Raw genomic sequence first — 20,986 nt, forward strand, 5'->3', positions numbered from 1 at the left:
CAAAAGAAAGCGACAATTGAACTTATATTCAACTGTCGCCCCGTGCCTATTATCTTCCGCCTTTATCCAAGTAAGCTTGGATTTGCTTTTGCAGCTCAGCTCGGACTTTGTCCATCCCAAGGGCTTTCAATTCACCGCTCAACTTGGCAGTCTGCGCTTCCCAGTCTTTGATCTGACCAGCTTTCAATAGTTGAATAAATGGATCCGTTTTGGAGGTAATACTTGCAACTTCCGCTTTCACATTCGTACTGTCAAAAGTAAACATGGCTAGCGGAGCTGAATAATACGTATCCGCTTTCGCCGAGTATTCGAAATATTTGCGTGATGTGTCATCCAAATCGCTGCTAAGTCGGATCATGTTGGGATTCCAGGACATTTCGTATCCAGGAAAATTGTAGTTTTTCGACTCATCCAGTAATTTGATTTGATTGCTGCCTACGGCTTCCCAATGTTTTCCCGGAATACCGTATTCAATTAAATCATGGTTTTCTTGACTACTGAACAACCAATCGAAATACTTCATTGTTCGATCTATGTTTTTAGAAGTCGTAGGAATTGCGATCGAGTTATTTGATCTGTAGTTCGTGCTGATGGCTTGGGGTTTCATATCACGAATATCTTTTCTAAGCACGAAAAACTCCAGATCTGCCGTAGAGATCGTTTCCTTCAGCTTCTTTCTATCTGCAGCAAAGGAACTAATTGTGCCATAATAAGTAGCCGCTTTTCCAGACATGAAATAAGCTTTACTATCCTTCTGGCTAACTACGTCTTTCTCTAAATATCTGCTCCATTCCGCCCATTTATCGTACTGTGGGTAAGCCGTTTTTGCCGTATTGTAAGGAGATGGCAGCTTCGCAAACGCCTCAGCGTCATCACCCAGTGCCGCCATATTTTGAACTTTTTTCCCGTCATCCGATAATTGAACAAGGATAGGAATGCCAGCTATACCAACTGTACCAACATTGGGTATTTTCGTATTACTCTCACCTGTCCAAATTTCCTGAAAGCCGCCATTGCCTTTAACCGCAAGCGGAGTTAGCGTTTTGTCAGACTCTTGTACCTTTTTATAAAAATTCTCTAGATCTTCATAACTGTTAATCTTACCTAAACCGTATTTCTCACGTAAATCTTTGCGAATATACACGACAGGCAAATCATAGAAATACTGCGTGAAAGGAATCGTGTACAGATGACCGTCAAAACGCTTATTCGCTTCAACAAATTCTGGCGTAAACGCTTTCTTCAAACCTGGATAAGCATCATTATTAAAATATTTATCCAACTGTGCATAAGCCCCCTGTGGGACAAGTTCCTTCAGATTCATAAAATCGGCATCAAACACGAAATCAACCTCTTCACCGGCTGTCATCATCAACTTCACTTTTTGCTTATGATCAGCGCTCGGATTCCATTGAATATTCAACTTCGTATTCAGCGTGTCTTTGGTCCGTTTCTCGAATTCATCCATGACGAGCTGCATATCTTTCGGCGGATCTCCGAACAGCATGCCCTTCAATGTAACAGGTGCTAATTTCGCAGGTGCTGTGGAAGTTACAGCAGTAGCAGCAGTACTTGCTTCTGGTTGTTTGGAATTGCTGCATGCCGTAGCCGTGGTAATTACTGCTACTGCCAATAACGAAGTAGAAACCATTCTTGTTTTCATATCTTTATCCTCCCTAATATTCCTCATCTATACTAAACCGCCAATAGCGGAACTAGCCTTTCACTGCGCCAACCATTAAACCTTTGACGAAATATTTCTGCAAAAACGGATACAAAAATATGATCGGGCCGATCGTAACGATCGTCGTAGCCAACCGAACTGTAATAGCTGGCGGGACAAAGTTTGGGATATTCACATCGGCTGAAACCTCATTAATATAGTCCAAATTGTTCATAATGCGCTGAATCAAATATTGCAATGGAAACTTATGCGGATCGTTGATATACAGCAGCGCGCTGAACCAATTGTTCCAATAACTCAAAGCGTAGAACAACCCAATTGTAGCGAGTGCGGGCAGCGAAACGGGAAGAATAATGCGAAATAAAATATAGGCATCGTTCGCGCCATCCATCTTTGCGGATTCCGCAAGCGATTCATCAATCGTTGCAAAGAAATTTCGCAGCAGAAACATATTCCAAGCGCTGATCATACTCGGAATGATGAGTACCCAAATCGAGTCTTTCATCCCCAAATATTTGGAAATTAACAAATAGGAAGCGACCAAACCACCATGGAACAGCATCGTAAAATACACGAAAAAAGCGATTTTATTGCGATATTTAACCGATTTAACGGAAATGGCATAAGCCATAGCACTGGTAAAAATCATGGATAACGTCGTGCCGGCAAGGGTAACGAAAGTAGTTACGCCATATGCGCGGAAGATCGTATTATCTTCAAAAATCAATTTGTACGCCTGCAGCGAGAATTCTTTGGGAAAGAACGTATAGCCATTCTTTAATATCTCGCCTTCTGTAGCAAACGAGCTTGCCAGAACCGAAATAAATGGAATCAAACAGTAAACCGAGAACAACACAAGAATGAGATAAAATACGCATTTCAACAGCTTATCTGATAAACTCTCTTGAATCATATGCAGCCTCCCTTTCTTAAAAGATAGCCGAGTCTGGCGATGTTTTCTTAGCCACATAGTTCACTGTGATTACTAAAATGAACCCGATAATCGATTGTAAAAAGCCTACAGCGGCCGACATCCCCATATCTCCAAGATCCATCAATGAACGGAAAACGTAAGTGTCGATTACATCCGTCGATGGGTAAAGCAGTGGATTTCTGCCAATAATCGCATAAATCATACCGAAATCTCCGTTAAAGATGCCCCCGACTGCAAGTATGGTCAATAGGATGACTGTCGGTTTCAATAGCGGCAACGTGATGTAGCGAATTTTTTGGAGGCGACTCGCGCCATCCATGGCGGCAGATTCGTAAATTTCCGGATTGATCCCAGAAATCGTGGCCATGTAGACGATGGATCCGAAACCGGCTCCATGCCAAATTTTCAACATAACGAGAATGGCTGGCCAGTAGTGTGGAGAAGACAAGTATTGTATGGGTTCAATCCCGAACATACCTATGAATTGATTTAAAAATCCACCGTCTGTCGCCACGAAAGCCGTCATGAACATGGCAACAACCGTCCAAGAGAGAAAATGCGGGAAAATCATAACGGATTGGGAAATTTTCTTAAACCATTTGCCTCCAATCTCCGTCACCATAATCGCGATCACCACAGCGGCTATCGTTCCGAATGTAATAAAAAGTACGTTTAGAAATACCGTATTGCTCACGACTTTAATCCAATCGCTGGAGTTGAAGAAGAATTGGAAGTTTTTTAGTCCTACGAATTTACTGCCAGTAATACCCTTCACCGCTTTGAAGTCTTGAAAAGCAACAACGATACCTCCCATAGGCAGATAAGCAAAGACTAAAAACCAGACAACACCGGGAAGTGCCAAAACGTACATGAATTTATTTATTTTCAGTTCATGAAAAAAAGCGATAACCGCACCACGTTGTTTCTTAGCCTCCGATGTTTTCATCGTTGTTTGTGTGGATGTCATTGTGTTGCTCATCTTGTTTCCTCCTTTCACTAGGTCGATGACTCTACTGTACGTTGGATCGCTCCTTCATAAAAGTTTAATATGTAGTCAAAATCACTGATTTCCACCGAAATCCATGTGTGAAATTACACCATTTTCATTCTTTTGTGCTTTTATCACTTAAAAAAGCGAACATATGAACTTATCGTGCTAAAGTTCATACGCCCGCCATTGGAATTTAAACATGTCTCATTTTGCTGGAAACCTACGATCACGCTTCTTGTACGCTGAACTTATGATGTTTCCTGTAGTGATCCGGCGTCTTTCCGCAATGCTTTTTGAACGAGACGTAAAAATAATTCGTATTTTCCATCCCTACCATCTCACCAATCTTGTTTGCCGGAAGATCGGTTTCAACGAGCAGTTCTTTGGCTTTGGCGAAACGGAATTCGATCAAGTACGAGGTAATCGATTGTCCCGCAATCTCTTTGAACACTTTGCGCATGTAATTCATGGAGAGGCCGCCGACTTCCACCAATGACTCCACGGTTAAGTTTGAATCATCATAATGCTCATGAATATGCTGAATTATTTTATCCACAATCCATTTGTTCTTCTGTTGCGATTGCAAATCTCTAGCGCCTATGGCTTGCTCACATACATCTAAATACCAGGCCTCGATTTCCTCTAGCGTCTCCCACTGATTAAGCGTAGACATGAGGCTGCCGATATCCATGATTGATGCCGCGCTGCTCTGCATGGTCATCGCTTTAGCCGTTCGCGCTGTAGAAATGAGCAGTTGCGTCAAGCTGAGCATCAACTCATCAGGCGTAGCTTGACGGGTATAGGCAAGGAAAGCAGCAAAAGCATCTCTGATGCTCGCCATATCCCCGAGCTTTAACTGATCCGTGATCTGTTTCTCCATGGCAGACACTTGGCTGTCTTGCAGCGGCTCTCTTAACTTTTCAATGCCTGTATGAATAATGGCTTCGTTCCCAAAGATGATGCGATAAGCGGAAGCAAGCTTGGCTGCCTCCCTTGAGGATTCGATTTCCGACAAACGAAGGCTCTCCGATCCCACTGCAATTGAAACGGATAGATGTAGAAAGCGAGCGACATTGTCTTGGATATTCTGCAGCATTTCTGTTAGTTGTGGCTCTAACTCCGTACTCACCTGTACGTTCACAATCATAGCGATCCCATCATCGCCTGAGTCAAAACACACAGCAGGCATTCGACTTGAGCTGACCTCAACAGCTATATTCGATATGGCATATCTTAGCAAGGCAATATCTGACTGCTTATACGTGGCTAGCAGCTGATGGTAGGCATCGAGTCGAAGCAAGCATACGACATATCTCGGATAAGTGAATTCGATCCCCACACTGGTCAGTTTTCTAGACATCTCCTCTTCATTCGACCAGCCTCCGGATGTCAGCAGACGAAGCACCTCATGCCTTTTGGCCGAACGATAATCCTTTACGCTCAACTGAAGATCCTGAATCTGATGATCCAAGTAATAAAAAGTCCTTCCGAGCACATCCAACTCGGATTCTCCTTGCAGTTTATGGGTGCCGCTGGAGGAAAGATTCACTTTCGCTAGAAGACGATGAATAGGACTGTAAATCCACTTCGTAAAGAATCCGCCCACAAGTAAAACAATTACAAGCAAACCGCCAGTCACCATTAAAATAAACCGCTGCGTTTCCCTGACCTCACTCAGGAGATTCTCATAATCGATTAAGCCGATGAACGTCCATCCCAAGCTTTCTGATTTGATATAGGAAACCCGATAACTACGACCTTCTTTTTTAAATTCAAAAGAACCTTTCGGTGTAGGAGAGGTACTAATCGACTGAACAAATGACTCTTCTGTTAAATTCGTGTTGATCATCTCGTTCGTGGAATGAGTAATCACGGTGCCCTGTTTATTCAAAATCATGGATTCGAACAAACTGCCTTGCGCGCCGTTCATGACCATACTTTGCAGCGTACGTTGGTCCAAATTAAGCACCAGCGCGCCATTCGCCACCTTGCCAACAGCATTTGGAAATACGAGTGAAATCACATTCATCTCATATTTCCTATCATAAATGGCATAATCGATATGACGGGGATAAAAGATGTTCGAGCGATTCGGTTGAATACTGGCCAATAAATGGAGCACATCTGGGTCATAGAAGTCGTCAAACGACTTGACAGTACTAAGTGATGAGAAAGCCAGCTTCTTCTGATCATTCAACAAGTAGATCGAATGGATCAGTGGATTCGTACTGGTCAATTCATAGAGCTTGTTGCCAATTCGACCAAGCTCACTCGTATTGAAATCCATATTGTAAAAGCTCATCTGAATTTCAGGACCATTAAAGAGACTTCCGAAATTAGTGAATGTCGATGTCAATAAAATGTTCGCTGTATTGAAAGACTGTTCAATAGCTGTGTCGGTTGATCGATTAATCTGTTCCGTTAAATTTCGGGACACTTTGGAAGCGATGACAAACGTCAGCACGGCAATGACTAAAAGCCCTACCAACAGATAGGACAAAATGATTCGAATCAACATATTCTTATTTTTCAAGAAGGCCTGTAAGCTTTTCATCACGATCCTCCTCTGGTTTATGGCAAAAGAAAAAAGAGACAGCCGTTAGAAAGGTCGCCTCTTTTTACTGTATCAGAAGGGTGAAGGAACTTGGATGAAGTTTTTTAACAGATGTATGCGCTTTTTTAAGAATTAAATTATCATCAGATTCCTGTTATAGCCTCGCGAACGTGATGTAATCAATTTGGGCTGGCTCTGCCGATTCGATCCGAAGTGCCCGATTGATCTGTCCCCTGTGATATTGCCCATGTAAGAGGACCTGCAACAGGATGTCCCGGACGGACGTTCGGAACGGAACCCCGCTCTGGTTCGCATAGTCGATCATCTTGTCCAACTCGGATTCCTCGAGCCCTTCCATATAGACGCGATATTGCTCAGCGTTTTCTTCGAACATCGTCCGGATCACCGTCAGGTCATCTGTTTCCTCCCACAACGCATATTGCGCGCTGCCCTTGCCCTGCAATCGGGACAGCCAGACTCGTTCCGCGACCGCGACGTGCCGAACCAGCTTCAGAAGGTCCTTGTTCCTCGTCTCACTCTCCTCGAGCGCGTCCAAGATACGTCCGTCTGCCCAGATCAGGTGGTCCATCATGCACTTAATCGTCTTCATTTCGATTTCCCCCTCTTCGTCTCATCGATTACTTAAACCTACTGTTACCCGTTAGAGTTGAACAGGTATTGGACCTCCGTGTGTTCGTATAAATCAGGGTCCACTTCCATCCGTAATTACACGATAACCTAACCAATTTTTCTTCACCCAAATAAATGATTTTGAAACTTCATCAACATAGAATAATTTAGCTCCACCAAACGAAGTGCTTCCTGTCTCCTTTACATGAACACTAAGAGCCTTTATTGGATGGAGAGAGAAGAATAAATGCTTCCTAACCGCTAGTTCCGCTGTTGGATTGGGAAAGAAAAACAAATAAATCACTAACAATGTCGTGATGGATATGATCCAAATCTGTTTTCTCTTCGACATCATTGTGTCATCCTCCCAACGCTTAGTTCTTTAAAAATAAGACGAAGGGAGTGTGTAAAAAGTTTCCATTTTATATGGGTTGCCAAATACAATTAAACAAGAGGTATCTAACCTAAGTTGAATAAGGTAAATTCAAAAGTGCGGGTATTCCTGGATGGAAATTAGTTACTTTTAAAGTAATATTGTACTCTTTAAAATTAAAATTAAGATGACCATCTCGCATACAAAATGGCATGCCTTTTTCTGTAAGTTTTTTACTAACCTTACGAACAAAATCTGTACTACTTACTCCGAATATGACATTCATAGTTGGTGGTAAAGCAACCATTTCTATGGGTATCCATTTTCTCTTTTTTGAAGAAATGACCATATGCGATGTACCGCCTATTGCAAAAGTAAAGTCATCTCTAACTTTATCAAGTTTCAGCTCAAAAATGTCTACAAAAAATTCTCTAAATTCCTTAACGCTATCAGCCGGAAATCCAATCTCTCTAAGGTACAGTAATTTTAAGTCTCCTGCTGGGGTAAGTATTCCTTCCCTGACATAATGATGGGTGATAATCTCTAGCAGATTACCATCACCATCTCGAAAGTAAACGTTTTTACCAGTTTCGAAATCATCAATATATCTGCCATCAGACCATTTTAATAGTGCAATCCCCTTACTTTTGAGCAAATTGACCACATTATCAAATTCTGAAAGTGGTACTTCAAAAGCAAAATGAGCTGGAGCTATTGGTTCCATAGCTTCTTTAAACGATAATTTAAAGTTTTCAGTTGGTTGGAAACAAATTTCGTCTTTAGTTTCAAGAAGAATTGGGAATTGCATTTGCTCGCTGTAAAATTGTTTAACCCCTTGAATGGAGACTGTGTTGAATTGAAGTTGTTCGTAATGAGTAATCATACTGATTGCCTCCTTTATTAACTTTTGCCCATTATATCATACATTTTATTCCATTAATCTGGCCATTACTTGAGAAAAGGCAACCAATCCACTTGGACTGGCTGCCTCTTCATTTAGCTATTCAACTCTCATTTCCCGAAACATATTCAAAAAAGTCGAAGTCCGCATACAGGCGAGTTCCTCGCAAATCCTGTGCGCAAATCCCAACGAAAGCGCCAGTAAAGGATAATTTGCGCTGGTAACTGTCCGCAAGATTGCCGGAGTACAACGTCGGACCCATTGGTTGCCACGACTGACCGTCAGTACTGTAAGAAAATTGAATCTTATCGAAATTCATTGCTGCTTTTAGATAGATGCGCTCCTCTTGAGGAATCGGCACATAAACGTCCAATTCATCATACTGCCCCTGATCGCTTACGATAACCGCTAGATGCTTGCCAAGTTGTTCGTCATGGGAAATGCGCAGATAATAATGATCGGACTCATCATAATAGAGGACAAGTCCAGCCATTTGGTTAAAAGATACCGGCTCGAATGCCACGCATGTCACCATCTCGCACTGGAAGCTTTGAATGCGTCTTGCTACGAGGCTTTGGTTATGCAAGGAGGTTAGCGACTCTCGTCCCTTTAATCGTAAGAAACCGGGACGCTCTGATAAGCTTAACCATGACTCGTCAGCTGGAACCCGAAGTGTGTGCCAATGCACGCTAAGGCTCGCTGCGTCGAAATCATCCCGAACCGGATCTGGCGCAAACGGATACGGCGCCAGATCCGTCTCTGGAATATGCAACTGCGGCTGCTTTCCGCCTGCTGCCAACCGAAGCCATCCGTCCGTCGTCCATAAGACTTTCTGCAAGGAAGTCTCACGACCTAATGGACTGAGCTTGTTCCCGTCTTGAAGAGGACGCGAACAAATGAACACCATGTACCAATCTCCCAGCTGCGTTTCCACCAAAGAGCCATGTCCTGCATTTTGCAAAGGATGATCCGGGGTATTTCTTGTCGTGATAATCGGGTAATCCGGGTCAACTTCATATGGGCCGTCGACGGAAGTTGCGCGCATAAGGGTGGCGGCGTGCATCGGCCCCGTTCCCCCTTCTGCCACTAGTAAATAGTAGTAGCCATCCTTCTTATACACCATCGGCCCTTCCGTAACACCCAAATCTGTCCCTTGCGTGACCAGCTTAATTTCGCCGATCAGCTTACCTTCAGCCAGACAGAATTCCTGCATGATAATACCTGCGAATCTTCTTTTGTTTTTGCGAAAATCCCACTGCATATTAAACAAATACTTGCGGCCATCCGTGTCGTGGAACAAAAAGTGATCGAAACCGCTAGAATTCAGATAGGTCGGTTCAGACCATGGCCCTTCAATCGAAGGTGCTGTCACGATATAGTTGTGCAGGTCCTTATAAACCCCTTTTCGACCAACCACATTCGTAAAGCACAAATAGAAAGTACCATCGGAGTAGCTTAAGGATGGCGCCCAAATACCGCCTGAGCTTGGTACACCGCGCAGATCAAGTTGACTTACCCGATCTAGTGGACGTGTCAACGGCCTCCAGTTCATTAAATCTTTGGAATGATGAATGAGCACACCAGGAAACCATTCGAAGGTCGACGTTGCAATATAATAGTCATCTTCAACCCGAATGATCGATGCATCTGGGTTGAACCCGCGTAGAATTGGATTTTGAATCATCTTTCGTGCTCCCTTATCGTTTATCCTTTTACCACAGATACAAATCGTTCCCTTTCAGCTTGAATATCGCTTCCATGAAATAGTAATCGCCATAAATGATCGCATGATGATGATTTGCCGTGTGATAAGAGCCAGAACCGTATTGAACCAAGCTATCACTACTAGTTGTCCAATTGATTCGTGAGTCCAACGATCTAAGCAGCTTCACCGCAGCACCAAGATACAGGTCCTTTTCATGCTCACCTACGACTTTCGCAATTTCAATCAGACCACACGCCGCAATCGCTGCCGCTGTATCATCCTCGAGCTTCGGTTCCTTTGGCTGCCGGAAATCAACTGGAATCACGCCATCCGCAGGAATGTTCGCAATAAAATAATTCGCAATCCGCTTCGCGGTTTGCAGATAATCTTCCTTTTGTGTATGAATATAGCTCATCATGTACCCATACAGTGCCCAAGTCTGTCCTCTCGTCCAAGAGGATCCTTCCTCATATCCTTGCCCGCCATACGTCCGGACAACTCCGCCTTCAAACGGATCGAATTCCACAATATGATTCACGGAACCATCCGGGCGAACGAATGCTGTCATCCCCGTATCAGCATGTTTCATCGCGATTTGCTTGAACCGTGGGTCACCCGTTTCTTCCGAAGCCCAGTATAACAACGGGATATTGAACATGCAGTCGATAATGGCCCATCCTCTTGTATCGGAGCCCTCTAAATCATTCCAAGCGCGAATGAATCCTCCTGCTAAATTAAAGCGTCCTGCCAACAGATTAGCTGCATGAAGCGCTCTTTTGCGAGATTCCTGATTCTGCGTTACTTTATAATTCGCCACACTTGTCGGCAACCACATAAAGCCAACATCATGATGCAAACCGTAAAATTCATCAAAACAGCGATCCAATTCTTTTTCGGAGATTTGTGCAATTTCTTTATATTTGTCGTTACCAGTTTCGTGGTGCATAAGCCACATCATGCCGCCCCAGAAGCCATTCGTCCACCAATTAATTCCATCTGTTTCGGTACCTGTTGGGTTATCCACGATGCGATTATCATGTGTGCCATTCATGGTCGTGAACGGAATTTTATACTTGGACTTCTCGCTGACCCAGTCCATTTTCGTTGATATTCTATCAATCACTTCATTTAACCATAGTTGATCCTGCCCTTGTAACATCGTATCTGCCCACTTTCCCCATTATATTTATCTTTTTAAAACCATCCCCACCCCCCCTGATGGTTGATAGAGAGGTTTCCCATGTGTCATGATCCCTTGATGATTAACCCTTCGTCGCACCCGCGGCAATCCCTTTGACAAAATACTTCTGCAGCGCGATGAACGCGATCAAAACAGGGATAATTGAAATCGCGGTACCTGCGAATACCATATCCCACTGGGAAGCATATTCGCCGACGAAGCCGAAAATTTCGACGATCATCGTTTTAGGCTTATCCGAAGGCAGCACCAAGCTTGGCATCAGGAAGTCGTTCCAAATGCCTAGACCGTTCAACACGACCAAGCTCGCTGTACACGGCCCAAGCAGAGGGAACACGATCCGCCAGAAAATGCCGTACTTGGAGCAACCGTCGATTTCAGCAGCTTCCTCAATCTCACGCGGCACCCCTTTGAGGAAGCTTGTATACAGCAGCACGCCGAATCCTACCGAACCGGAGATGTAGATGAGAATCGGCCCACTCAAGCTGCCGTAGAAGCCCATCATTTTCATCTCTTTGAACAATGGAATCATATAGACTTGAAAGGGAATCATCATGCCCGCTAGAAAGTAGATATAGACCATATTCGTCCATCTTTTATTCGTCCGCTCAATCGCGTAAGCGGCCATTGGGATGATCGCAATCATCGCGATAATCGAGCTCACTGTCAAAATGATCGAGTTGACCATAGCTCTTGGGAAATCCGTTTTGGTCCACAGATAGACGAAGCTGTCTACATACCAGCTGGTCGGGAACGAGATCGCATCCCGCATAATTGCACCGTTGCTTTTAAAAGCGGAAATCAAACTGAAGTAAATCGGGAAGAAGAAGATAATCGCTAGGACAAGTGTCAGTACAAAGAGTAGAATCTCGAGTAGGCTTTTCTGTTTTCTCATCTTATAACTGCACCTCCCTGCTGCGAAGCAGCTTAATTTGAATTAATGATACGATTAAGATCAAGATAAAGAGGACAAGTGATAGCGCCGTTCCAAACCCTTGCCGCAGCTCGCCAAACCCGACTTTATAAATAATGTACGTTAGTGTTTCGGTAGCAAAACCAGGTCCTCCGTCCGTCATGACGGCGATCTGATCGAATATTTTGAGGGACGCAATCATCGACAACATCATGCACACTGTAAAGGCGCCTGCCAGCAGAGGAAACGTAATGTGGCGGAATTGCTGCCAGCGGTTCGCTCCATCAATACTTGCGGCTTCTGACAGCTCTGGCGGAATACCTTGCAGACCAGCCAAATAAATAATCATATAATAGCCGGCACCTTTCCATACAGTTGCAAAAATGATAGCGATCAATGCGTAATCCGGATTTCCAAGCCAATCAATCTTCAAGGAAAGATGCAGTTTATCGAGCAATTGCGTAACTACACCGAAGTTGTAATTCAAAATAATTGTCCAGACAAATCCCATAACAATCCCGCTGAGAAGCGTCGGGAAGTAAAAAATGCTGCGAAACAAGTTGCGGAACCATCTCACCTGATCGACCAGCATCGCCAGTAGCAAGGCAACGGCATTTTCAATCACAACTAAGACGACAGACAAAATCAATGTATTTTTCAGTGCATTGTGCACACGCTCGCTGTGCCACATTTCTACGAAGTTATCAAAGCCAATAAAGCGAATATCTGGACTAACGCCATCCCAGGATGTAAAACTGAGGTAGATACTGCTCGCTGTCGGTACCATGACGAACAAGGTATAGAGAATAAGTGCTGGAATAAGAAACACGACGGAAAAGGTTAGCCATTTTCTTTTTCTCTTAATAGGCTGTATGGTGTTCATTCTCTTATGCCTCCTATTGGATTTTGAAGGCAGTAGCAGGAAAACCTCCGCAAGTGACGCAGAGGTTCTCCGTTTGCAGCCTTTGTATGTCTTATTTTTTCATTGCCTTCACTTCAGTGTCCCATTCAGCATCCGCTTTTTTCAGGTAGTCTGCGCTGAAGTCGCCTTTAACTAACCAATCTTGAACGGATTTGTAGAACCAGTTACGGAATTGCGGCGGGATTTGATTAGCTCCCCAGAAGTTATTAATTTGAAGCGATTTTTTAACGTTCGGATCTGCCATCATCGTCAGAACTTCTTGCAATTGAGGGGAAGCTTCATAGTTCATTTTTTCTTTTGTCGAAGGGATTGCGCTTGCTATTTTCAAATATTTTGGATATTGCTCTTTGCTGAAGAAGAATTTAATGAAATCCGAGATTGCAGCTGTTTTGTCTGCGTCTTTCGCAGCATTAGCTGATAGAGACCAACCTGCTGGTTGAGCAAGACCAACAACGTTTACGCCCCCTTTTTGATCCGGTACAGGGTACCAACCGAAATCAAATTTCGGATCCGCTTGTGCAATCGTTGGGAACATCCAAGGACCAGAGAACAAGCTTGCTGCTTTGCCTGTTACGAGCATGGAAGCCGTTTGATTATCTGCCGTACTCATGTAACCTTTATCCACGTAACCTTTGGTGAACAGATCTGTCATCAGTTGCATCGCTTTCGCAGGACCAGCATCTGTAAAGCTGACTTTGCCTTCGGAACGCTTGGAGTTCCAATCTGCATCACTCACGAACACTTCGTCGATCAAGAATTTATTGACCCAGAAGCCCCAGTGGAAAATATCTTTACCGCCGACTACGATCGGTGAAATGCCTTTTGCTTTCAGTTTTTCTTGAGCTGCGATGAAATCTGCATATGTTTTAGGTTCTTCTGTGATGCCTGCATCTGCGTAAGCTTTCTTGCTGTAAATAATCCCTTGTGGTGCAGGTAGCGAGATTGGCGCATTGTAGACCTTACCGTTTACTTGTGGCACACTTTCAAACAAACCTTGTAGATCTTTGGGAAGTTCAGCCAACTTGCCGGCGTCTGCGAACAATTGTGTATCACGCATTTCGACAAGATCTGGGAATTCGCCAACTGCATCTTTCGTTTTCAGAAAATCTAGGTAAGCAGCTGTCGTTGTTTCACTCAAATCTTTGATCTTAACGTTCGGGTTTGCTTTCGTGTATGCAGCAATGGCATCCGCTACTGCTTGTTTGGTCGCTGGATCACCAGTTGCATAAATGACACTGAATGTTACGTCTTTCTTCGGAGCCGTCGTCGCGGCAGCTGTGCCAGCCGGTGCGGCGCTTGAAGTTGCAGTTCCGGAATCACTGTTGTTACCGCAGCCTGCCAATATGAGTGCTAATGCTGTCGATCCTACGAGTACTTTGGAAAAAGTTTTAACCATGGTTGAAAGTAACCTCCCTTTAATATCTAGCTTCTTGTGAACAACTCAAACTGTGTGCTTTCCACTCATTAGGTACTGTTCTGTTCCTTGATTTAAGACTAACATACGCCCAAATCGTTTAGAATGAAGTTTTTTAAGCCCGATATGCATGAATTTAAGAAGATGTGATCGAATGCTAGGGAGATAATCGACATGAAAAAACAGCTTTCGCCAACGCTTCAAAACGAAGCTAAGCAGAAGCTGTTCCCCAGAACAATTCGAATTCCTAACTAGTTACCCTTGATTTGACTCTTATATTCTTGCGGAAGCTTGCCATAACTTTTCTTAAACATGTCGCTAAATTGCCTTGGATTATGATAGCCCACCTGCTCTGCAATTTCATAAACGAGCAGATCTGTCTGCAAGAGCAGTCGGACTGCATTTTTCATCCGGATGTTCGTAACGTACTGCTTAAAATTCTCATGCGTGTGCTTCTTAAAGAAACTGCTAAAATAATAAGGATTCATAAACACTTGGGAAGCCATGCTTTCCAGTGTGATATTTTCGCTATAATGCTCCTCAATGAATTCCTTAATAATCTTCATCTGCTGCGCTTCGCGGCTACCCCCAGCTGTGCTTACTTGTTCCAGTATGTCCAAAATGCGATCCGTTATGAAATCTGTAAGATCACAAAATCGGTAGAATTGATGCATCCGCTGTTGCCAGTCTTTCCGCTGCTCCGGTGACACTTGAAGGTCAATCCCGACAGCCGACATCTCCTCCATTAAGTCCGTTAACATAGCATATACGAGTAATACTGCCGATTCTTTGCGACCATTGGCGCTGGTTGCAACATGCTCGTAGAAGCTGACCAGCAGCTCCTGCACTTGCTGCTTTTCCTTCGCAATGACCGCTTTAATCACGGCATGCTTGGCTTCTGCTAGAAACTGATCCCCTCCACCACGGCGCTCCTCCTGTGACCAAGACAGAATCGTCCCTTCCTTTTCAAAAAAGCTATAATTCATCATCTCAATGGCCGACGAATAGGATTGCCTTATGTCCTGCAGGCTGAGGGCCGGTCTACCGATACAGATCGTCACATGAATTTTAAGGTAAAATAAAATCTTATCCCGCATTTCGCTCGCAAGACGCTGCAAATCATCCTCTATGCGCGTGTGGTTCACGATAACGCATAAATTTTCGCCTTTACGAATAACGAGGCCGCTGCCATATACTTGGATCAGCTCATCTACCAGATTGGATACCGCAAACACTAATAGACGCTTCTCATGCTCTCCCCATCTGCCATCCTGTAATTGTACATGAGCAAGCTCCACATAGAGGACGCTGAAACACGAGCCTGTAAACTGCATGTTCAAAGCCTGAAGTTTACGCTGAGCTTCCTCCCACCGAATATCCCCTTGGGTAAGCCTGTCAAATAGCTCCTCGAGTTGCGTCTTCTTATCTTTTTGTTCATAAACGGCCAGCTTACCTTTGGAGGATTGATCTTCATTCGCTTCCTTCAGCTGCGTCATGGCTTTGCCTACCGCCTCGAGCAGCAGACTTTTCTCGATCGGCTTCACCAAATAATCAACCGCACCGAAAGCTAACGCATCCTTCGCATAGGAAAACTCCTGATATGCACTGACGAAAATAATTTTCGTATGCAACTGCCGCCGTTGTACTTCCTTAATCACATCAATGCCCGAACCGTCCGGCATGCTAATATCCGTGATAACAAGATCAGGCAACTTTTCTTCGATTTGCTCCATAAGACTTCTTCCGGTCATCGCTTCACCGACGATCGTAATGCCTAGCTCTTCCCATGGAATGAGCTTTTTTAACCCTTTGATAATGATCGGTTCATCATCAGCTAGAATGGCGTTCAACACGGACGCTCACCTCTTTCGTTAACGGAATGACTAGACGGACGGTCGTACCAATATGTTGGCTGCTGTTGATCTCTACGCCATAACCGTGCCCATACAGTCCCATGATGCGTTCATGGACATTAATTAGCCCTATACTGCTCCCTATATCTAGCGAGCTGCCCTGTGCCAACTTTAGACGAACCCGTTCAAGTGTTTCTTCACTCATCCCTACACCATCGTCGTCCACCGTGACACCAAGCAGGTTATCCGGCAGTTTTTCAATTGAAATGCGAATCGTTCCCTTCCCTGACTTTGGCATAATACCATGATAAATAGCGTTTTCGACGATCGGCTGCAGGGACAGCTTCGGAATCGCACAGTCCATTAAGTCCGCATCGAACCGGAAGTCTAAACCTAGCCTATGCTCACCATACCTGATTACCATCAATTGAAAGTATTGCTCCACATTGGTCTTCTCTGACTTGATTGTAACGGTTTCCTCACCGTAATCGAGTACATACTTGAGCTGATGGGATAATGACAAAATCATATCGCCTACCTCATTCGCATCTTCCGCAACAGCGCTCATCCGAATCACTTCAAGCGTATTGTACAAATAATGCGGCCGGATTTGGCTTTTCAAAGCGTTCAGTTCAGCTTGCTTCTGTTTAATCTGCGCAACATACACAACGTCAATGTATTCCTTCAGCCGCCCCACCATTTTATTAAAGCCATGGGAAAGAAGCCCCAACTCATCCGCTGTCTTCACGGTCACATTCGTATCGAAATTACCGGATTCCACCTTCGCCATTTCTCGCGTAATACTACGAATCGGATTAGAAAAGCGATTCGAGAACCAAACTGCTACCACAATCAACGAAACGATACAAAGTCCAATGACGATCGTAATCGTCCGAATGAGCTGTTCGACCTTGAGAAACAGTTCTTTTTTATAAAACTCACCGACAATTTGGATATTATTCTCTGCTGTAGCCTGTTGCAGATGCAAGAAATCATCCGACGTATTGGCGTGGAAAACCGTACCGATTAGCTCTAACTGATTGCTGTATAAGATAATCCCCTGATTATCAACGACATAGACAGTATCTTGTTTATTCAGGACCATCTGTTTAAAAATCTCAGTAAACACACCAAGTCCCACGTCCATGTAAAAGGTACCGACAATATCACCTTCAACCTTGGATGATCCTAGAACATCAGTAAGGTTGCGGCCAAATGTCATCACTGGATCCGTAGCCCCAAGAAAATAATCCTGCTTGTGAGTCGGAAAAAAGCTGAGTCCATTGCGATTGAGCTTTGTCTGCTCTTTCCATTCGACCTTTGGATATGGATATTGGTAATCCATGGCCACATTGTTCTTAGATAGGTTTTCATAAGTCCCATTCGGAAGAACAAAAAAGACACTTTGCAGATTACGTTCCGTATATAACACCGTTTGCAAGAAATCGTTAATCGTCATCGTCAAACGGATGTCTTTTTCCTTGCTTTGCGCTGCAATGGCTTGTCCCAATTGGCCATAGAGCCCGCCAACCCCGTAGGAATACATAAGCTTCGAAATGTTATTGTACTTAACGAACATATCATCCACATTGCGACTCGCAAATAAAAGCATTTGCTCATAATTATTCGTCGCATAGCGCTCCATGAAGCCGCTGAACGTCTGTAGGGAAATATAACTAAGAATGAGCAACGGAATGAGTCCTACCGAAATGAAAGAAAGTGTAAATTTAGCAAAAATACTTTTATGCAGCCGAAAAGGGTTCGATGCCATCTGTGAGCCGCCTCATTTTTTTGATATAGAGTAAGTCTATTTTAACAGAATTCACACATGATACTACCGTTGAAATTTAATCTGGATGTGCGCTTTTTTAAGAAGTACCAAAAACAACGACACCCTTGCGGATATAGTTGTTCGAAGATGCCATACTTATACTTTTATCGGATCAATAGGAAAATAAACCGTATATGTCTCATCTCTCATTTCATATAGAGGAATAAAACGTATTCCCTTGTCTTGCCCCTTCGTTCGATAGTAACCCACATTCCACCAGCTGTGATTTCTTTCACGGTCTGCTACGAGCATGGTCTCTGGCAACGTAGGGTTACCAATCAATCTATGTTCACGCTCAATTAACCCCGCCAATACGATTGGCCCATCCATAAAAGCTACCATATCTTCTGCGCCAGGAAGTGGCTCGGTTGTCAATGACTTAGGAAACTCGATCAGTACGACATCTCCATTGCTCCATGTTTTACGAATTTCGATGAATGATTGTGGTCTTACTGGATCACTCATTCGGATGCCATTCACGTAAATAATGGGCTCATCTTTCACCCATCTGGGTACTCTAAGTTTTAACGTAAATTCCGCAGGGTTGTCACAATTTATGGTCAAACTATACTTATATCGGTCTGGTCGATGCACGGGAATAGGTGGTATATCAATTTTCGTTATAGCGGTCATCCCCGTAACATTCCAATTATTCAAAGGATAGATACCATATTGCCCGTCCTGTTTAAGACTAATGGTAATGGGACGATTATCTATCATTAGATTTATTTCAGCTGGAAACCACTGACATACCGCTACGCCTTCCTTCTCCTCCATAAAAATCTGCCGCTCATAAGAGGCATTCGCTTGAACTAGCGTACCATGACAGCACCAAAAGTGCTGTGTAGCGGATCCCCACTTCTTTTGACTCCCTGCACCAATGCCCAGGAAATAAGAAATCATTCCTGTCTCTCCATGCTGATGAGCAAGAACTCCGTTATAAAACCTTCTCTCCCAATAGTCAGCGTATTCTGGGTCTCCCGTCCATCTGAGCAGCACATGAGCAAGTCGCATCATGTTGTAATTGACACAATGTTCTTGACCTACGCCCATCCTTTCCGACATTTGCCCCGAGGGTACCCATAATTCGCCATCATCGCCAGCACCCGTGCAGTAGTATCCTCTATTGGTAACCGCACACTTCCAAAACGCTTCTACGACTTCTCTAAACCGAACTTCCCCCGTTACCTCCCACGCTCTAGCGGCTCCCAAAATTTCAGGAATCTGCGTATTCGCATGTTTATTCGTCAGTACATCTTGTCCCGTCAACAAAGCATCAAAAAAACGGCGGCGATCGTATCGATGGATTAATTCGAGATGTGTCTCATCCTGAGTTACTCCATATAGATCAGCCCATACTTCCAACATCCCACCTGTTTCTAAATCAAGGAGATCATCCATTTGTTCTCGACTGAACTGCCCCGTCCAGCGGTAGAACCAAGAAGCTAAACCGCGCATGAGATTGAGCGCTTGTTTATTTTGACCAATGGCATACATGTCGTAAAGCCCCATCAAAAGCTTATGAATCGTATAATGCGGTGCCCACACATACTTTCCTTTGGCTATTCTGTTCATATAAGACTCAGGGAATGCGGCAAGCCATTCTCCTCCATTCGCCTCCTGACAGCGAGCCAACTCTTGGACAATGAAATCCGCCTTTGCCTTAACTAACCTATCTTCCGTTTGTGCATATATACGTGCTGCCGCAGATAACCAATGCCCCATCATATGGCCTCGCAACTCACATGTTGGTGATTCCCACCCCCAATGCCAATGCTCGGGTCCGTCCATACTCGTCGTCGTTGCACTAGTGGTTCCGCCATTTCCACTGTAACTCCATAATCCCGCTTCCAAATAGAAATTACGAAGTAAATTTTCATTTGTTAAGCTTATGACATACTTCTTATTGAGCTCGAAGCGTGCTGTAAGTGGCCCTGCTGACAATTTTACCCGTCCTGCCTGATATTCTTTCATACTCGTTGATCTCATATTAATACCTCCATTTTTTTTATATTTTTATTTATTATAGAACTTTGCTATGATTGATAAAAATACACAATTCATCTAATTACATATACTTTTTTTGAGTAAATGCTGTATCCGTATACGAAAGGAGGTCTGCAAAATCGATTCATTCGTTTATTTAACAGGTGACCGGTTCCCTATGGTACGAGATTTAGGTTGGAACCAGGTAGATACCGTTTATACTCATCACGATCGCATATTGGACTTCGACGTTTTTGTATTGGTTACGAATGGCCGAATGCAGGTCGTTGAGGGGACCACGGAATATATCATTCAGGAGAAGGAGCACCTATTTTTAAAAAAAGGACTTCATCATTGGGGACGCCCTGAAACACTACCAGGAACATCCTGGTTCTGGGTGCACTTTATTTCACCTGAATATGACTCCCCTTCCTATAAAGAGCACGCCCCCTTAGCCGAAATTGATTTCTTTTATCCTGATCATTATGCCTACAGATTCCCAATGCCAAAGCATGGAACTTCACCCTTCCATCGAACTTTAGAAAATAAATTACAACTGTTAGTGGAGGACTTTGGTAAGCCAACAGAGCATGGTATGGTTCAACTCAGCATTCAAGTGTATCAATTGTTTCTACAGCTTCATAAATCGATGAAAGAACATAGCCATTCAACAAGAAACTCAGGAAAAGGGGAAACTGTTGCAGGGCGAGTGATGACTTTTCTTATGCAGCATTCGGACGAGGACTTTGATTCTGAGAAACTAAGCAACCATTTGAATTTAAACTATAGTTACATATCCGCAACCTTTAAAACGCAAACAGGGCTTAGCGTAATTGAAACGCATACGAAATTAAGAATAAACAAAGCGATGGATTGGATGCGAAGCACATCTCTCAATGTATCTGAGATTAGTGAGAAACTAGGATATAAGAATCCTTATTATTTCAGCCGAGTGTTTAAAAAAGTGATAGGAGAATCTCCCTCTGCTTATATGAGTCATTTCTATAAGTCTTAGAAAAGAAATTCTCCCCGGCAGTAGTAAATCAAAAAATGCCTAGTTCTGATCGTTATCAGACTAGGCATTCTCGTGTTTCCAA

16 protein-coding genes are annotated in these 20,986 nt (G+C 43.7%); 1 reads left to right on the forward strand and 15 read right to left on the reverse strand.

What is annotated here, in order from left to right; translation table 11 throughout:
- Nucleotides 1-49: 49 nt before the first annotated feature.
- The 15 genes from L6I86_RS09915 to L6I86_RS09985 all read right to left on the reverse strand — a co-directional run bounded on the left by L6I86_RS09915 (nucleotide 50) and on the right by L6I86_RS09985 (nucleotide 19,892).
- Nucleotides 50-1,663 (reverse strand): ABC transporter substrate-binding protein, encoded by a 1,614-nt coding sequence (locus tag L6I86_RS09915; RefSeq protein WP_236286688.1) that lies wholly within the window; start codon nucleotides 1,661-1,663, stop codon nucleotides 50-52.
- 52 nt (nucleotides 1,664-1,715) lie between these two features.
- Nucleotides 1,716-2,597 carry a carbohydrate ABC transporter permease gene (locus L6I86_RS09920; RefSeq protein WP_236286689.1) on the reverse strand — a complete coding sequence of 294 codons (882 nt, stop codon included), beginning with the start codon at nucleotides 2,595-2,597 and terminating at the stop codon, nucleotides 1,716-1,718.
- A gap of 16 nt (nucleotides 2,598-2,613) precedes the next feature.
- Nucleotides 2,614-3,597: an ABC transporter permease gene (locus L6I86_RS09925; RefSeq protein ID WP_236286690.1), complete on the reverse strand. Its 984-nt coding sequence runs from the start codon at nucleotides 3,595-3,597 to the stop codon at nucleotides 2,614-2,616.
- Nucleotides 3,598-3,835: 238 nt separating this feature from the next.
- The gene (locus tag L6I86_RS09930; RefSeq protein WP_236286691.1) at nucleotides 3,836-6,163 is read right to left on the reverse strand and encodes an AraC family transcriptional regulator; all 2,328 of its coding nucleotides are present in this window, start codon (nucleotides 6,161-6,163) and stop codon (nucleotides 3,836-3,838) included.
- Nucleotides 6,164-6,317: 154 nt separating this feature from the next.
- Nucleotides 6,318-6,773 (reverse strand): DinB family protein, encoded by a 456-nt coding sequence (locus L6I86_RS09935; protein WP_236286692.1) that lies wholly within the window; start codon nucleotides 6,771-6,773, stop codon nucleotides 6,318-6,320.
- 93 nt (nucleotides 6,774-6,866) lie between these two features.
- Nucleotides 6,867-7,145, reverse strand: coding sequence for a hypothetical protein (locus L6I86_RS09940; protein ID WP_236286693.1), 279 nt, complete (start codon nucleotides 7,143-7,145; stop codon nucleotides 6,867-6,869).
- 112 nt (nucleotides 7,146-7,257) lie between these two features.
- Complete coding sequence (locus tag L6I86_RS09945; RefSeq protein WP_236286694.1) at nucleotides 7,258-8,049, reverse strand: VOC family protein; 792 nt, start codon at nucleotides 8,047-8,049, stop codon at nucleotides 7,258-7,260.
- A 121-nt stretch (nucleotides 8,050-8,170) separates the two neighbouring features.
- On the reverse strand, nucleotides 8,171-9,751 hold the full coding sequence (locus L6I86_RS09950) for a glycoside hydrolase family 43 protein (RefSeq protein ID WP_236286695.1): 1,581 nt from the start codon (nucleotides 9,749-9,751) through the stop codon (nucleotides 8,171-8,173).
- A 28-nt stretch (nucleotides 9,752-9,779) separates the two neighbouring features.
- Nucleotides 9,780-10,931, reverse strand: coding sequence for a glycoside hydrolase family protein (locus L6I86_RS09955; RefSeq protein WP_236286696.1), 1,152 nt, complete (start codon nucleotides 10,929-10,931; stop codon nucleotides 9,780-9,782).
- Nucleotides 10,932-11,034: 103 nt separating this feature from the next.
- Nucleotides 11,035-11,865, reverse strand: a complete 831-nt coding sequence (locus L6I86_RS09960; protein ID WP_236286697.1) for a carbohydrate ABC transporter permease — start codon at nucleotides 11,863-11,865, stop codon at nucleotides 11,035-11,037.
- A 1-nt stretch (nucleotide 11,866) separates the two neighbouring features.
- Nucleotides 11,867-12,766 (reverse strand): carbohydrate ABC transporter permease, encoded by a 900-nt coding sequence (locus tag L6I86_RS09965; RefSeq protein WP_236286698.1) that lies wholly within the window; start codon nucleotides 12,764-12,766, stop codon nucleotides 11,867-11,869.
- Nucleotides 12,767-12,857: 91 nt separating this feature from the next.
- Complete coding sequence (locus tag L6I86_RS09970) at nucleotides 12,858-14,201, reverse strand: ABC transporter substrate-binding protein (protein WP_236286699.1); 1,344 nt, start codon at nucleotides 14,199-14,201, stop codon at nucleotides 12,858-12,860.
- A 269-nt stretch (nucleotides 14,202-14,470) separates the two neighbouring features.
- Nucleotides 14,471-16,072, reverse strand: coding sequence for a response regulator (locus L6I86_RS09975; RefSeq protein WP_236286700.1), 1,602 nt, complete (start codon nucleotides 16,070-16,072; stop codon nucleotides 14,471-14,473).
- Nucleotides 16,050-17,843 carry a cache domain-containing sensor histidine kinase gene (locus L6I86_RS09980; protein WP_236286701.1) on the reverse strand — a complete coding sequence of 598 codons (1,794 nt, stop codon included), beginning with the start codon at nucleotides 17,841-17,843 and terminating at the stop codon, nucleotides 16,050-16,052. The genes L6I86_RS09975 and L6I86_RS09980 overlap by 23 nt, the downstream gene beginning before the upstream one ends.
- Nucleotides 17,844-17,999: 156 nt before the next feature.
- Nucleotides 18,000-19,892 carry a beta-L-arabinofuranosidase domain-containing protein gene (locus L6I86_RS09985; RefSeq protein WP_236286702.1) on the reverse strand — a complete coding sequence of 631 codons (1,893 nt, stop codon included), beginning with the start codon at nucleotides 19,890-19,892 and terminating at the stop codon, nucleotides 18,000-18,002.
- A 175-nt stretch (nucleotides 19,893-20,067) separates the two neighbouring features.
- Between L6I86_RS09985 and L6I86_RS09990 the strand changes: the two genes are divergently transcribed.
- Nucleotides 20,068-20,904: an AraC family transcriptional regulator gene (locus L6I86_RS09990; RefSeq protein WP_236286703.1), complete on the forward strand. Its 837-nt coding sequence runs from the start codon at nucleotides 20,068-20,070 to the stop codon at nucleotides 20,902-20,904.
- Nucleotides 20,905-20,986: the final 82 nt, after the last annotated feature.

This window comes from Paenibacillus allorhizoplanae (genome assembly GCF_927798215.1).
Classification (GTDB): Bacteria; Bacillota; Bacilli; order Paenibacillales; family NBRC-103111; genus Paenibacillus_E; species Paenibacillus_E allorhizoplanae.